Origin of the sequence: Actinophytocola sp. (assembly GCF_036002505.1) — a bacterium.
In the GTDB taxonomy this organism is placed as follows: Bacteria; Actinomycetota; Actinomycetes; order Mycobacteriales; family Pseudonocardiaceae; genus DASYTH01.
Window position 1 is genome coordinate 1 of sequence record NZ_DASYTH010000248.1, and the last position, 13,983, is coordinate 13,983.

A 13,983-nucleotide genomic window follows, 5' to 3' on the forward strand; every position below is an offset into this window, starting at 1 on the left:
CACGCCGCCGACCGTGGTGGCCGCGGCGGTGCCCAGGGCCTCGGCGCCCCAGCCGTGGGTGAGGTCGGCCAGCCGCGGGCCGCCGGCCACGACCACGGTGAACACGCCCTGCACCCGGCCGCGCATCTCGTCGGTCGCGGCGGTCTGCAGGATCGCACCCCGGTGGATGGCGCTGACCAGGTCGGCGGCGCCGCCCAGGGCCAGGAAGATCACCGCGAGCCAGAGCACTTGGGAGACGCCGAAGACCGCCATGAACAGGCCCCAGGCGACGACGGCGAGCGTGACCACCACGCCCTGCCGCCGCATCCGGGTGATCCACCCGGAGAACAGGCCCATGATCGCGGCCCCGATCGGAATGGCCGCGTAGAGCCACCCCAGCGCGAAACCGCCGCCCGGCGGGTCGCCGAAGGTCCGCTCGGCCATCTCCGGGAACAGCGCCCGCGGCATGCCCGCGACCATCGCGACGATGTCCGCCAGGAACGAGGCCAGCAGCACCTTCTGCGTTGACAGGTAACGGAAGCCGGAGGCGATCTCGCGCAGCCCGGCCCGGCTGGGACCGCCGTTCTCCGGGGGCAGCGCGGGCAGCGGCAGCACCAGGAACACCGCGACGGTCAGCGCCACCGTGTCGATCAGGTACAAAGTGGACAGTCCGACCACCGGGATCAGCGCGCCCGCCGCCAGCGGCCCGAACACCATGCCGAACATGAACACGGTGAAGCTCAGCGCGTTCGCCGGCGTCACCAGCTCGCCCGGCACCAGCCGCGGAATCACCGCGTTGCGCGCCGGGATGTCGATGGCCACGAACGCCTGCTGCACGCCCAGCAGCGCGAACACCACCCAGACGGAGCCCAGCCCGGTGAACGCCTGCACCCACAGCAGGGCGGACACCGCGGCGACCCCGATCCCGGTCACCACCAGCAGGAGCCGCCGGTCCACGGCGTCCGCGATCGCCCCGCCCCAGAGCCCGAACACGATGAGCGAGATCAGCCCGACCGCGCCGGTCAGCCCGACGTACCCGGAGGAATGGGTCAGGTCGTACACCTGCTTGGGCACCGCCACCGCGGTCAGCTGGCTCCCGACCGCGATCACCGCCGAGGAGCTCCACAGCCGCCGGTACTGCGGGATCCGCAGGGGCCGGGTGTCGATCACGATCCGGCCGAGCACCCCCCGGGCGGTACGCGGGCGCGCCTTCGTGCGGTCACCCCGGTCGACGCTCAATCCATCACCTCGCAAGCTCGGTGATGGCGACCCCGTCCCCTCGCAAGCTCGGCGACGGGGCAGTGCCTAATGGTTCGCTCGCAGGCTCGCTCACGGCCCGAGCTTAGCTCGGCTAACTAACGGTCTCGCAATGTGTTTCGGCACGCAGCCGGAATGATCATCTCAGGGCGCGACGCGCTCCACCTGCCAGTTGTCGAGCAGCAGCTTGTAGCGCAGGCGGTCGTGCATGCGGTCGGCACGGCCCTGCCAGAACTCGACGACCTCGGGGCGGATGCGCCAGCCGCCCCAGTGCGGCGGGACCGGGACGACGTCGGTGTCGGCGAACCGGCGCTTGATGTTGGACAGCGCGTGGTCGAGGGCCTCGCGGCTGGCGACCACGCTGGACTGGGGGGAGGCCCAGGCGCCGAGCTGGGAGCCGCGGGGGCGGCTGGCCCAGTACCGGGCGGTGTCCTCGGAGCTCACCTTCTCCACGATGCCGCGGACGGTGGCCTGGCGGTGCAGGTCGTACCAGGGGAAGGTGGCCGAGGCGTAGCGGGTGGCGGACAGGTCGTGGCTCTTCGCCGAGGTGTAGTTGGTGAAGAACACGACGCCGCGTCCGTCGATGCCTTTGCACAGCACGGTGCGTGACGAGGGGAAACCGTCGGCGTTGGCGGTGGCCAGCACCATGGCGTTGGGCTCGGCGGCACCAGCACGGCGAGCGTCCTCGAGCCACACCTGGAGCTGTGCGTGCCAGGTGCCGGCGAGATCCGACTCGTGCAGCGTGCCCTGCTCGTAGGAAACGCGCATCGCCGGCAGGTCCACCGCGATGCTCGTGGTCAGCTCGCGTTCCGCCATCCTGAGCTCCTCGCCACGTGTAGGGGTCGCCTCGCGCGTCATTCCCTTGCACGTTACGGGTAGTTGCGACGAACGGAAACCGCCGGAGCGGTGACAACGCACACCGAATCGATCTGGATGGTGAGGTTCGTTACGTGAAGTTCACCGGACGGGTGATCGAGGCAATGATGATGGCCCGGATCTCGTCGGCGACGGCCTTCGGGGGTACCGGCGGCTCGTGCGCCTGCCACTCGCGCAGCAGCCCGGTGATGGCGCCGACCAGGCCGATCGCGGTCAGGTGGTAGTCCCGGCGCGGGGCGAGCCCGGCCTCGGCCGCCCGGTCGCATTCGGCCTCGATGAACTCCGTGTAACGGGCGAACCAGTCCTTGTGCTGGCGCTCCATCGCCGGGCTCACCCCGGGCGCCTCCACGTAGTTCAGCCTCGGGTACCGCGGATCCGACGTAACTGCTTCGACGAATGCGTCGACGAGCGTGGTCACCCGGGTGATCGCGTCGGCGTCGGACAGGCGTTCCAGCAACGGCAGCATGCGCTTCATCGCAACTCGATTGATTTGCGCGTGAAGCTCCAGCAGCAGCGCTTCCTTGCTAGCGAACTTCTCGTAGAAGTTCCGGGTGGACACCCCGGCCCGCGTGCACAGGTCCGAGATCTTGGTGCGGTGGTAGCCCTTCGACGTGAACTCGTCGAGAGCGGCTTCGAGCAGCTTATCCCGTCGCTCGGCCCGGCGTTGCTCCGTCTCGATCCCGGCGTACGTCCGGGGCTGAGCTACGACATCCTGCGACAATTCGATCTCCTCCTCGCTGCGCCCACTATCTCAACACACAAAGTGGCCACGAGGTAACGCTCCTTTTGCAAATTGACAGGGCCGGCTACCCGATCGGGCGAGGATTCTTGACAAAAACCGATCAACGAAACGCGAAACGACCGGAATGCGGAAATCAGCCGCGGGCGAGGCCGATCAGCCGCATCGCCGTGATCGTGTCACCGGCCAGGGCCGTGGCCACCGAGCCGCCGGCGGCGAGCGGGGTCAGCGACCACCATTCCCCGCCGTCCGCGGCTGGTGCCGGCCGGTCGTCGACCAGGATGTCGCTGGCCAGCACCCGGTGTCCGGCGAGGTGCGCCGCGCCCCGGTCCAGCGCGGGGTCGCCGATCGCGAGTCGCTGGCGCAGCACCGGGCACCCGCCGCGGACGATGTGGACCTCGCTCGCCAGGTGCCCCGGGCACTCGCCGGCCCGGCCGAGCACGAGCACCTCGCGGCAGCGCAACTCCGCGCCGGCCGCGAGGTCGGCCCGCAGCACCGACTCGTGCCGGGCCCGCGCGGTGATCACCGTCGGCTCCGGCAGGTAGGCCACGGCCGCGCCGGCACCCGCGGTGATCCCGATGGTGAACCGGCTCGGCTCGAACCGGTGCCCGGGCAGCGCCAGTGTGGCCGCGACCCCTTCGAGCGTGAGCGCGGCGCCCGGCCCCACCTCGACGGTCAGCTCGAGATCGTCCCCGGCCAGCGGCGCCGCCGCCGAGTTGACCAGGCGCACCGTCACCGGGCCGGGCCCGTGCGCGCGGGCCGGCACGAGGGTCAGCGGGGCGGCCGACCGGAGACCCCGGACGACGCTGTGCCCGCGCCCATCCAGCTCGACCACCAGCCGGGCCCTAGCTCGCAGGACCGCCACCTCGCAAGCTCGGTGACGGCGCCCCTGCCGCCTCGTCCCTCAGCGGCAGGGCAGTGTTTGATGGTTCGCTCGCAAGCTCGCCCTGTGACATTGGTTCGCTCGCAAGCTCGCTCACGTCGCCCTGTGACATTGGTTCGCTCGCAAGCTCGCTCACGTGAGCTGCTTCCGGACCCAGGCCGCCACGTCCGGCGCGTCCGGAGTGTCCACAAGGGACTGACTGACCACCGGCAGCCCGTTGCGCACCCGGTGCGCGTCGGCCGACATCACCTCGAGGTCGGCGCCGACCAGCATGGCCAGGTCGATCTTGTTGATCACCAGCAGGTCCGCGGTGGTGACGCCGGGACCGCCCTTGCGCGGCACCTTGTCGCCGCCGGCCACGTCGACGACGAAGATCTGCCGGTCCACCAGGCCGCGGCTGAACACCGCGGTGAGATTGTCCCCGCCGCTCTCGATGATCACCAGGTCCAGCCCGGCGAACCGGTGCTCGAGGTCCTCCACCGCGTCCAGGTTCGCGGTGATGTCGTCGCGGATCGCGGTGTGCGGGCAGCACCCGGTCTGCACCGCGGTGATCCGCTCCGGCTCGAGCACCCCCGCCTTGCGGAGGAAGTCGGCGTCCTCGGTGGTGTAGATGTCGTTCGTCACCACGGCCAGGTCGATCTCCGGCCGGAGCGCCCGGCACAGCGCCGCGACCAGCGCCGTCTTGCCGCACCCCACCGGACCGCCGACGCCGACCCGGAACGCCCGCCCGTCCCGCGGTGCGTGGTCGTGCGGATCATGGTGAAACCCGTCAGCTGGCAAAGAGCCGCACCTCCTTGGCGTGCTTGCGGTTGTGCGCCTCGGCGAGCAGGTCCAGCCCGGGCGCACCGGGTGCCGGCAACTCGGCCGGCTCGCACGCGGCCACTGCGGCCGCCCGCTCGGCCACACCGCGCACCTCGACGGCCAGTCTGAGCACGGCTGCGTTGACTCGCAACGGGTCCAGCCCGAGGAGACGGACCGCGGCGCTCGCCGGGCCGCTCACCGACAAGTAAGCGGCGGCGAGTGCGGCGTCGACCGGGAGCCCTCCGGCCAAGCCGACCGCGGCACCCAGCGCGACGGCGTGGTGGGGGCGTGCGATGAAGGGGGCCTTGCTCACGCCCAGGGTGAGAAAGGCCCCCTTCATCGCCCTCCGAACCCCACTCCCCTGCGCCCGTGACGCATCGCGGTGGGCGGCGGACGGCGTCCGCGCATCCAACTCGGCGTCCAACTCCTGCCAGAACCCCGCACCCGCTCCCCGCCGAGCCCCGTGCGCGGCCGCCGCGGCGAACACCGCGGACAGCTCGCCCGCGGTCCGCAACCGTCCCCACAGGAACCCAGGCAGATCGTCCTCAGTGGACACCAGCCCGCGCGCGGCGGCCTCCTCCAAACCGCCGGAGTGCGCGTGCCCGCCGCCCGGGAACCGGGAGTCGGCGAGCGCGAGCGCGACCATGTCCATCAGAACAGGAAATACCGTTGGGCCATCGGGAGCTCCGTGGCCGGCATGGGTTCGATGAGCTCGCCGTCCACCTGCACGGCGAAGCTGTCCGGGTCGACCCGGACGTCGGGCAGCGCCGAGTTGCCGACCATGTCGGACTTGCCGAGACCGCGGGTGTTGGCCACCGCCATCATGGGCGTGGCGGTGCCGAGCTGAGCCGCGAGGTCGGCCTCGATCGCCTCCGGGGCGACGAAATGCAGGCTGCTCACCACCGCGACGCCCGGTGCGGCGCCGAACATCGGGCGGGCCAGCACCGGCTGAGGCGTGGGGATCGAGGCGTTCGCGTCACCCATGGCCGCCCAGGCGATGAAGCCGCCCTTGAGCACGACGCTGGGGCGCACCGCGAAGAACCGGGGATCCCACAACACGAGGTCGGCGAGCTTGCCGACCTCGACCGAGCCGATCTCCGAGGCCATGCCGTGCGCGATCGCCGGGTTGATCGTGTACTTGGCCACGTACCGCTGGGCGCGCTGGTTGTCCGCAGCGCCGTCGCCCGGCAGCGGGCCGCGGCGGCGCTTCATCACGTGCGCGGTCTGCCAGGTCCGGATGATCACCTCGCCGACCCGGCCCATCGCCTGCGAGTCCGAGCTGATCATCGAGATGGCGCCGAGGTCGTGCAGCACGTCCTCGGCCGCGATGGTGGTCGGGCGGATCCGGCTCTCGGCGAACGCCAGGTCCTCCGGCACCGACGGGTTCAGGTGGTGGCACACCATCAGCATGTCCAGATGCTCGTCGATGGTGTTGACCGTGTGCGGCCGGGTCGGGTTGGTGGACGAGGGCAGCACGTTCGGCTCGGCCACCACCCGGATGATGTCCGGCGCGTGCCCGCCGCCGGCGCCCTCGGTGTGGTAGGCGTTGATCGACCGGCCGGCGATGGCGTCCACAGTGGACTCAACGAAACCCGCCTCGTTCAAGGTGTCGGTGTGGATGGCCACCTGCACCCCGGAGGCGTCGGCCACCCGCAGGCAGGCGTCGATCGCGGCCGGCGTGGTGCCCCAGTCCTCGTGCAGCTTGAACCCGCCGGCGCCACCCCGCAGCTGCTCCCACAGCCCGTCCGTGCTGACCGTGTTTCCCTTGCCCAGCAACAGGATGTTCAGCGGGATGCCGTCCATCGCGCGCAGCATCCGGCCCAGGTTCCAGGCGCCCGGCGTGACCGTGGTGGCCTTGCTGCCCTCGGCCGGCCCGGTGCCGCCGCCGACCAGCGTGGTGAGCCCGGAGGCCAGCGCCGTGTCCGCGAGCTGCGGGCAGATGAAGTGCACGTGGCAGTCCACCCCGCCGGCGGTCAGGATCTTTCCATTGCCCGCCAACACTTCCGTGGACGGGCCGATCACCAGCGCCGGGTCCACACCGTCCATGGTGTCCGGGTTGCCGGCCTTGCCGATGCCGACGATCCTGCCGTCCCGCACGCCGACGTCCGCCTTGATCACGCCCCAGTGGTCCAGCACGACCGCTCCGGTGATCACCAGGTCGGGCGCGCCGTCCGCGCGGGTGGCCATGCTCTGGCCCATCGACTCGCGGATCACCTTGCCGCCGCCGAAGATCACCTCGTCGCCGGAGCCGGCCGGGCCGACGCTGCGGTCCTCGGTCACCTCGATGAGCAGGTCCGTGTCCGCCAACCGGATCCGGTCGCCGACCGTCGGTCCGAACAGCTCCGCGTACCGCGCCCGCTCAATCGAGTCCACTGTCCAACTCCCCGGCGAACTCGTGGCGCAGGCCGGGTACCACGCGACGACCGGCGATCGGCACCAGGTCGACCTCGCGCTCGATACCGGGCTCGAACCGCACCGAGGTGCCCGCCGGGATGTCGAGCCGGTGCCCCCAGGCCTCGTTCCGGTCGAACTCCAGGCCGAGGTTGGTGGCGGCGAAGTGGTAGTGCGAGCCGACCTGCACGGGCCGGTCGCTGGTGTTGCGCACCAGCAGCCGTACCCGGTGCCGGCCGGGGTTCAGCGGCACCGGCGTCGAGCCGGTGATGATCTCTCCAGGTCGCACTGCCCGCTCCTACACGATGGGGTGATGGACGGTCACCAGTTTGGTGCCATCCGGAAATGTGGCCTCCACTTGTACGGAGTCGATCAGCTCGGGGACTCCGTCCAGAACTTGATCCCGGCGCAGCACGGACCGGCCGGACTCCATCAGGTCGGCCACGCCCCGACCGTCCCGGGCACCCTCCAGCACGTGCTCGGTGATCAGGGCGACCGCTTCGGGGTGGTTGAGCAACACCCCGCGGGAAAGGCGGCGGCGAGCAACGTCCGCCGCGACATGGACCAACAACTTGTCCCGCTCCTGCGGCGAGAGATGCATGAGAGACACCCTACAAACTGAATCGATCACTTAACCGTGACGGACGACACCGCGGTTGACAATTGCCTGGGGGCCGTACGGGAGGCATGGTGGATTCGAGCCGCGCAGTGGTGCCCGGTGCCGGTGGCCCGTGTTTGTCGCCAGCCCCCGCCGCGCGTTCAGTCGGGGCAGTTGGCGTGGAAGGCGATGAGAATGCACGGCGTAGTGCAGCACAGGGAAAAGGCTCCCGTGGTACCGACGCAGCTTGATCCGGATGACGGGTTCCGCCCCGGCCTCGAGGGCGTCGTCGCGTTCCGCACCGAGATCGCGGAGCCGGACCGGGACGGCGGCGCGCTGCGCTACCGCGGGGTCAACATCGAGGACCTGGTCGGCCGGGTCAGCTTCGGCGACGTGTGGGCACTGCTGGTGGACGGCCGGTTCGGCCAGGGGCTGCCGCCCGCCGAGCCGTTCCCGATCCCGGTGCACACCGGTGACGTCCGGGTCGACGTGCAGGCGGCGCTGGCCATGCTGGCGCCGATCTGGGGCTACCAGGCACTGCTCGACGTCAGCGACGAGGAGGCCCGCGAGCAGCTCGCCCGGGCCTCGGTGATGGCACTGTCCTATGTCGCCCAGTCCGCGCGCGGCATCGGCCGGCCGGCGGTGCCGCAGCGGCGGATCGACGAGTGCACCACCACCACCGAGCGGTTCATGACCCGCTGGCGCGGCGAGCCCGACCCGGCGCACGTGCAGGCCATCGACGCGTACTGGGTGTCGGCCGCCGAGCACGGGATGAATGCCTCCACGTTCACCGCGCGGGTGATCGCCTCCACCGGCGCCGACGTGGCGGCGTGCATGTCCGGCGCGATCGGCGCGATGTCCGGCCCGCTGCACGGCGGCGCGCCGGCCCGGGTGCTGCCGATGATCGAGCAGGTGGAGAACGTCGGCGACGCCCAGAAGGTGGTCGCCAACATCCTGGACAGCGGCGAGCGGCTGATGGGCTTCGGGCACCGGGTCTACCGCGCCGAGGATCCGCGCGCCCGGGTGCTCCGCAAGGCCTGCCGCGAGCTCGGCGCCGAACGCTACGAGGTCGCCATCGCGCTCGAGCAGGCGGCGCTGACGGAGCTGCGGGAGCGCCGCCCGGACCGTGCGATCGAGACCAACGTCGAGTTCTGGGCCGCGGTGATCCTGGACTTCGCCAAGGTGCCGCCGCACATGATGCCGGCCATGTTCACCTGCGCCCGTACCGCCGGCTGGTGCGCGCACATCCTGGAGCAGAAGAGGACCGGCCGCCTGGTCCGCCCGTCCGCCCGCTACGTCGGCCCCGGCCCGCGCATCCCCGAGACCGTCGAAGGTTGGGACGCTCTGCCGCCTCTCCGCTGAGTCCACCGAACGGTTGACAGTCGGGTTCAGCCGTGCGGGCGTCCCGCCAAGCGGTGTCGCGGCGGCATTGTGGTGGCCATGGACGACGCCATCACCGTCAGCGGGCTGACGAAGAGCTACGGGCGCACCGCCGCGGTCGGCGGGATCGAGCTGACCGTGGCGCGGGGGGAGATTTTCGCGCTGCTCGGGCCGAACGGGGCCGGGAAGACCACGACCGTCGAGATCCTGGAGGGGCACCGGTTCCGGGACGGCGGCGAGGTGCGGGTGCTGGGCGAGGATCCGGGCACGGCGGGCCGGGCCTGGCGGGCGCGGCTGGGCATGGTGCTGCAGACCGCGACCGACGCGGCGGAGCTGACCGTGTCGGAAACCGTGCGGCACTTCGCCCGGTACTACCCGAACCCGCGGGACGCCGGCGAGGTGATCGAGCAGGTCGGGCTGACCGACAAGGCGGGCTCGCGGGTGCGCACGCTCTCCGGCGGGCAGCGGCGGCGGCTGGACGTCGCGCTGGGCATGATCGGCCGGCCGGAGCTGATCTTCCTGGACGAGCCGACCACCGGGTTCGACCCCGAGGCGCGCCGGCAGTTCTGGGAGCTGATCCGGCTGCTGGCCCGGGACGGCACCACGATCCTGCTGACCACGCACTACCTGGACGAGGCCGAGGCGCTCGCCGACCGGGTCGCGGTCATCGCCCGCGGCGTGATCGTCGCGGAGGGCACGCCGGCCACGCTCGGCGGCCGGGCGAGCGCCGAGACGACCGTGAGCTGGGTCGACCGGGACGGCCGGCATTCCTTGTCCACCAGCGATCCGGCCAAGTTGATCCACGAGCGGTACACCGCGGGCGCGGTTCTCAACGAGCTCACGGTCAGCCGGCCGAGCCTGGAAGACACCTACCTCGAGCTGATCGGAGAGGTCCGATGACGACGGCCGCCCTGCCCTCCACGGTGACTTCTTTGTTAGCTCGATGGCGTAGCGCCAGTCGGCTGGGCCTCGCGCGGGGTGGGGCCGAGCTGAAGCAGTTCATCCGCAACCGCGAAGCCATGATCTTCTCCTTCGGTTTCCCCGCGCTGGTGCTGGTGCTGCTCGGATCGATCTTCAACGGCACCTACAAAGACGTCGGCGTGAGCTCGAGCCAGGTGTTCTCCGCCGGAATGATCGCCTACGGCATCGTGTCCACATCGTTCATCACGATGGGGGTGGGGATCTCGGTGGACCGCGAGGACGGCACGCTCAAACGGCTGCGCGGCACGCCGATCCCGGCGGCGTCGTACTTCGTCGGCAAGCTGATCCTGGTCGCGGTGTCGGTGGTCGGCGAGGTCGTGTTGATGCTCGCGGTCGCCATGGCGGTGTTCGACATGCCGTTGCCGACCGGTACGGACCACTGGCTGACGTTCGCCTGGCTGCTGGCGCTGTCGGTGACCGCCTGCACCCTGCTCGGGATCGCGGCGAGCTCGCTGGCGACGAACGCGCGCAGTGCCGGGGTGGTGCTGAACGTGCCGGTGGTGGCGCTGCAGTTCATCTCCGGGATCTTCGTGCACCCGATCACGGCGCTGCCCTCCTGGATGGTGCACTTGTCGTCGGTGTTTCCGGTGAAGTGGATGGGACAGGGCTTCCGGTCGGTGTTCCTGCCGGACGGTATGCAGGCCACGGAGGCGGCGGGATCATGGGAGCACGGGACGACGGCGCTGGTGCTGGCGGCGTGGTGCGTGATCGGGCTGGTGCTGTGCCTGACCACGTTCCGGTGGACGAACCGCCGGGCCGGGTGAGGGAAAGCGTCGCCGAACGCTGGTATTGGATCTGGGACGCCTACATCCTCGCGCTGTACCTGGTCGCCCTGGTGGTGATGGTCTCCAACGTGAGCACCCCGGCGGGCCGGCGGCTCGGCGCGGCCGGGGTGCTGACCTGCATCGTGTTGTGGTACCAGCTCTACGGCCGGCGCGTCATCCGAAGCGGCGACGAAGGCTTCCGGGCGCACGTGTTCATCGCCGGGGTGCTCGTGCTGTTCGGCGTGGAGCTCGTGCTCCTGCCGCGGAACTCGCTCGTGCTCTTCGTGCTGTACCCGATGTTCTTCATGGCGGTGCCGCTGCGGGTAGCCCTGCCGTCCGTCATCGGCGCGAGCGCTGTGCAGGCCGGGCTGCTCCTGCTGGACGGCGCCCATGGCGACAGCCTGATCCCGCCGCTGGTCGGCATGGTGATCTCGATCGTCATGGGCACGCTGATCAACCGGACGATCAACGAGACCCTGCAGCGGGGCGCGTTGATCGAACAGCTGGAAGCGAGCCGGGCCGAGGTGGCGCGGCTGTCCCACGAGGCCGGCACGGCGGCCGAACGAGCCCGGCTGGCCAGGGAGATCCACGACACGCTGGCGCAGGGGTTCACCAGCATCGTGACCCTCCTGCAGGCCGTGGAGTCCGAACTGGACGGTGAGCAACCGAAGGTCCGCGGGCACCTGGCGCTGGCCGTGCGGACCGCCCGGGACAACCTGGCCGAGGCGCGGGCCCTCGTCGCCGCACTCACCCCGTCTGCTTTGGACAGTGGGTCGCTGGAGGACGCGGTGCAGCGGCTGGCGCAGCGGCTCGGCGAGGAGGCGGGGATCGCCGCGACGTACCGGACCGTGGGCCCGCCGGGTGGGCTGCCGACCGCGGTCGAGGTCGTGCTGCTCCGCGCGGCACAGGAGGCGCTTGCCAACGTGCGCAAGCATTCCCGGGCTGCGAATGTCACCGTCACCCTCCGGTACGCCGAGGACGCCGTTACCCTGTCCGTTGTGGACGATGGGGTCGGGATCACCGCGCCCGAGGGGTTCGGGCTGTGCGGCATGCGGGCCCGGGCCGAGCAGGTGTCCGGCACGCTGGTGGTGAACGGCTTGCCCGGTAAGGGAACCCGGCTGGAGCTCGAGGTGCCGCGATGATCACCGTGCTGCTGGTGGACGATCACCCCGTGGTGCGGGCGGGGTTGCGCGGCATGCTCGAGGCCGAGCCGGACCTCGACGTGGTCGGTGAGGCGGGTTCCGGCGCGGAGGCGGTGGCGCTGGCCCGGGTCGCCCGCCCCGACGTGATCCTCATGGATTTGCGCATGCCCGGCACCGACGGGGTTTGGGCTACCGAGCGCATTCTCGCGGAAACCAAGCGCAGCAAGGTGGTCGTGCTCACCACGTACGAGACCGACGCGGACATTCTGCGCGCGGTGGAGGCGGGCGCGGCCGGGTATCTGCTCAAGGATGCCACCCGGGCGGAACTGGCCGGGGCGATCCGGGCCGCTGCCCGGGGTGAGACCGTGCTCGCACCGTCGGTGGCCGGGCGGCTGGTGCGGCAGATGCGACAGCCGGCCGGGCCGACCCTGTCCGCCCGTGAGGTCGAAGTCCTCGCCTTGGTGGCAAAGGGCATGACCAACGCGGAAATCGGTGCGGCGCTGCACATTTCCGAGGCCACCGTGAAGACGCATTTACTGCGCGCGTTCGGCAAGCTGGATGTGTCCGACCGCACGGCCGCGGTGACCACCGCGATGGCCCGCGGGCTGCTGGGTTAGGGTCGGTTACCAGTCGGTAAACGTGAAGGCTCCAAGGTATGCGCGTCGTCGGACAGAATGCCCCCATGCTCCCAACCACCTCGTCAGCCCTGCTGCGCCGCGTCGCCGTCGAGCAGGCGGACAGCCGCGCCCCGTCGCTGATCGCCGCCGTCGTCCGGGGTGGGGAGACCCTGTGGACCGGCGCGCGCGGCCGGGTCGACGGCGCGCGACCGAGCGCGGACACCCAGTACCGGATCGGGTCGATCACCAAGACGTTCGTCGCGGTGCTGGTGCTGCGGCTGCGCGACGAGGGCCGGCTGGACCTCAACGACCCGCTGGACAAGCACGTGCCGGGCACCAGCCTCGGCCACCTCACGGTGGCGCAGCTGCTCGCGCACACCGGCGGGCTCACCTCGGAGTCGCCGGGCGCGTGGTGGGAGCGGGCCGAGGGCGCGGACTGGCAGGCGCTGGCCGGCAGCCTCACCGACGGCGCGCTGCGGCACCGGGCCGGCGCGCGGTTCCACTACTCGAACGTCGGCTACGGGGTACTCGGCGAGCTGGTCGCCCGGCTGCGCGGGGTGACCTGGCTGGAGGCGCTGTCCGCGGAGGTGCTCGAGCCGCTCGGGCTCACCCGCACCACGCCGCACCCGCGGGCACCGCACGCGCTGGGCTGGGCCGTGCACCCGTACGCCGACGTGCTGCTCAACGAGCCGACGCCGGACTCCGGGGCGATGGCGCCGGCCGGCCAGCTCTGGTCCACGGCGAACGACCTGGCGCGGTGGACCCGGTTCCTGGCCGGCGACACCGGCGAGGTGCTGCACCCGGACACCGTGGCGGAGATGCGCGAGCCGGCGCACGTGGACGACGGCGATGCCTGGACGGCCGGCTACGGGCTCGGGCTGCAGGCGTTCCGGGACTCCGGGCGGCGGCTGACCGGGCACGGCGGCTCCATGCCGGGCTTCCTGGCCAGCGTCGTCGCCGACCCGCGGACCACCACCGGGGCGCTGGTGCTGACCAACAGCACCACCGGGGTGGGCGTCATGACGGTGGCGCTGGACCTGCTCAAGCTGGTCGACGAGTACGAGCCGGCGCTGCCCGCGGAGTGGCTGCCGATGGAGCGGGCCGATCCGACGCTGATGGCGCTGACCGGCCCGTGGTACTGGGGTCCGACCCCGTACGCGCTGCACCTCATGCCCAACGGCTGGCTGAACCTGCGGCCGGTCAACGGCTCCGGCCGGGCCTCCCGCTTCCGCCCGGAGCCGGACGGGACGTGGACCGGGCTGGACGGCTACTACTCCGGCGAGACCCTGCGCGTGATCCACCGCCCGGACGGCACCCCCGCGGCGCTCGACCTGGCCACGTTCATCTTCACCCGCACCCCCTACGACCCCACCGCCCCGGTCCCCGGCGGCGTCGACGACCAGGGCTGGCACGGCGGCAGTCCGCCTCTCCGGAATTTTTGATGCGGTTGCGTTCCAGCCGATGGTGCGGTTGGCGGGTGAACCGTGGCTGGGCGCCGTCACGTTCCCCTGAGGTGCGGTTTGTAGGACCGTGAGTTCGACGCTCCAGAAGCTGGCGCGGTGTGGCACCGTCCCC

At 71.3% G+C, this 13,983-nt stretch carries 15 protein-coding genes; 6 read left to right on the forward strand and 9 right to left on the reverse strand.

Annotation, left to right across the window (positions count from 1 at the left end; all coding sequences use genetic code 11):
• From VGR06_RS22330 to VGR06_RS22370, 9 genes are all read right to left on the reverse strand, one after another.
• On the reverse strand, nucleotides 1–1,218 hold a 1,218-nt coding region (locus tag VGR06_RS22330), incomplete at its 3' end, for an MFS transporter (RefSeq protein ID WP_327561055.1).
• Between the two features lie 162 nt (nucleotides 1,219–1,380).
• Nucleotides 1,381–2,052 carry a pyridoxamine 5'-phosphate oxidase gene (gene pdxH / locus VGR06_RS22335; protein WP_327561056.1) on the reverse strand — a complete coding sequence of 224 codons (672 nt, stop codon included), beginning with the start codon at nucleotides 2,050–2,052 and terminating at the stop codon, nucleotides 1,381–1,383.
• 130 nt (nucleotides 2,053–2,182) lie between these two features.
• Entirely contained in the window at nucleotides 2,183–2,833 is a 651-nt protein-coding gene (locus VGR06_RS22340; RefSeq protein ID WP_327561057.1) for a TetR/AcrR family transcriptional regulator, read from the reverse strand.
• Between the two features lie 154 nt (nucleotides 2,834–2,987).
• Nucleotides 2,988–3,707 carry an urease accessory protein UreD gene (locus VGR06_RS22345; protein ID WP_327561069.1) on the reverse strand — a complete coding sequence of 240 codons (720 nt, stop codon included), beginning with the start codon at nucleotides 3,705–3,707 and terminating at the stop codon, nucleotides 2,988–2,990.
• A 159-nt stretch (nucleotides 3,708–3,866) separates the two neighbouring features.
• Nucleotides 3,867–4,514, reverse strand: coding sequence for an urease accessory protein UreG (gene ureG, locus VGR06_RS22350; protein ID WP_327561058.1), 648 nt, complete (start codon nucleotides 4,512–4,514; stop codon nucleotides 3,867–3,869).
• Complete coding sequence (locus tag VGR06_RS22355; protein WP_327561059.1) at nucleotides 4,504–5,187, reverse strand: urease accessory protein UreF; 684 nt, start codon at nucleotides 5,185–5,187, stop codon at nucleotides 4,504–4,506. Before VGR06_RS22355 ends, ureG begins: the two co-directional genes overlap by 11 nt.
• Nucleotides 5,187–6,908, reverse strand: a complete 1,722-nt coding sequence (locus tag VGR06_RS22360) for an urease subunit alpha (RefSeq protein WP_327561060.1) — start codon at nucleotides 6,906–6,908, stop codon at nucleotides 5,187–5,189. Before VGR06_RS22360 ends, VGR06_RS22355 begins: the two co-directional genes overlap by 1 nt.
• Nucleotides 6,895–7,215: an urease subunit beta gene (locus tag VGR06_RS22365; protein ID WP_327561061.1), complete on the reverse strand. Its 321-nt coding sequence runs from the start codon at nucleotides 7,213–7,215 to the stop codon at nucleotides 6,895–6,897. The genes VGR06_RS22360 and VGR06_RS22365 overlap by 14 nt, the downstream gene beginning before the upstream one ends.
• Nucleotides 7,216–7,224: 9 nt before the next feature.
• Nucleotides 7,225–7,527, reverse strand: coding sequence for an urease subunit gamma (locus VGR06_RS22370; protein WP_327561062.1), 303 nt, complete (start codon nucleotides 7,525–7,527; stop codon nucleotides 7,225–7,227).
• 228 nt (nucleotides 7,528–7,755) lie between these two features.
• Between VGR06_RS22370 and VGR06_RS22375 the strand changes: the two genes are divergently transcribed.
• The 6 genes from VGR06_RS22375 (at nucleotide 7,756) to VGR06_RS22400 (ending at nucleotide 13,850) form a co-directional block, all read left to right on the forward strand.
• On the forward strand, nucleotides 7,756–8,886 hold the full coding sequence (locus VGR06_RS22375) for a citrate synthase 2 (protein WP_327561063.1): 1,131 nt from the start codon (nucleotides 7,756–7,758) through the stop codon (nucleotides 8,884–8,886).
• A gap of 78 nt (nucleotides 8,887–8,964) precedes the next feature.
• Nucleotides 8,965–9,804 carry an ABC transporter ATP-binding protein gene (locus tag VGR06_RS22380; RefSeq protein ID WP_327561064.1) on the forward strand — a complete coding sequence of 280 codons (840 nt, stop codon included), beginning with the start codon at nucleotides 8,965–8,967 and terminating at the stop codon, nucleotides 9,802–9,804.
• Entirely contained in the window at nucleotides 9,801–10,649 is an 849-nt protein-coding gene (locus VGR06_RS22385) for an ABC transporter permease (RefSeq protein ID WP_327561065.1), read from the forward strand. The genes VGR06_RS22380 and VGR06_RS22385 overlap by 4 nt, the downstream gene beginning before the upstream one ends.
• Nucleotides 10,625–11,791 carry a sensor histidine kinase gene (locus tag VGR06_RS22390; protein WP_327561066.1) on the forward strand — a complete coding sequence of 389 codons (1,167 nt, stop codon included), beginning with the start codon at nucleotides 10,625–10,627 and terminating at the stop codon, nucleotides 11,789–11,791. The genes VGR06_RS22385 and VGR06_RS22390 overlap by 25 nt, the downstream gene beginning before the upstream one ends.
• On the forward strand, nucleotides 11,788–12,408 hold the full coding sequence (locus VGR06_RS22395) for a response regulator transcription factor (protein WP_327561067.1): 621 nt from the start codon (nucleotides 11,788–11,790) through the stop codon (nucleotides 12,406–12,408). Before VGR06_RS22390 ends, VGR06_RS22395 begins: the two co-directional genes overlap by 4 nt.
• Nucleotides 12,409–12,473: 65 nt before the next feature.
• Complete coding sequence (locus VGR06_RS22400; protein WP_327561068.1) at nucleotides 12,474–13,850, forward strand: serine hydrolase domain-containing protein; 1,377 nt, start codon at nucleotides 12,474–12,476, stop codon at nucleotides 13,848–13,850.
• The last annotated feature ends 133 nt before the right edge of the window (nucleotides 13,851–13,983 follow it).

Excerpts from the sequence above, each read along its gene's own strand:
- pdxH (WP_327561056.1), bottom strand. The coding sequence starts at position 2,052 with ATGGCGGAACGCGAGCTGACCACGAGCATCGCGGTGGACCTGCCGGCG.
- VGR06_RS22355 (WP_327561059.1), bottom strand. The coding sequence starts at position 5,187 with ATGGACATGGTCGCGCTCGCGCTCGCCGACTCCCGGTTCCCGGGCGGC.
- VGR06_RS22370 (WP_327561062.1), bottom strand. The coding sequence starts at position 7,527 with ATGCATCTCTCGCCGCAGGAGCGGGACAAGTTGTTGGTCCATGTCGCG.
- VGR06_RS22380 (WP_327561064.1), top strand. The coding sequence starts at position 8,965 with ATGGACGACGCCATCACCGTCAGCGGGCTGACGAAGAGCTACGGGCGC.
- VGR06_RS22385 (WP_327561065.1), top strand. The coding sequence starts at position 9,801 with ATGACGACGGCCGCCCTGCCCTCCACGGTGACTTCTTTGTTAGCTCGA.
- VGR06_RS22395 (WP_327561067.1), top strand. The coding sequence starts at position 11,788 with ATGATCACCGTGCTGCTGGTGGACGATCACCCCGTGGTGCGGGCGGGG.
- VGR06_RS22400 (WP_327561068.1), top strand. The coding sequence starts at position 12,474 with ATGCTCCCAACCACCTCGTCAGCCCTGCTGCGCCGCGTCGCCGTCGAG.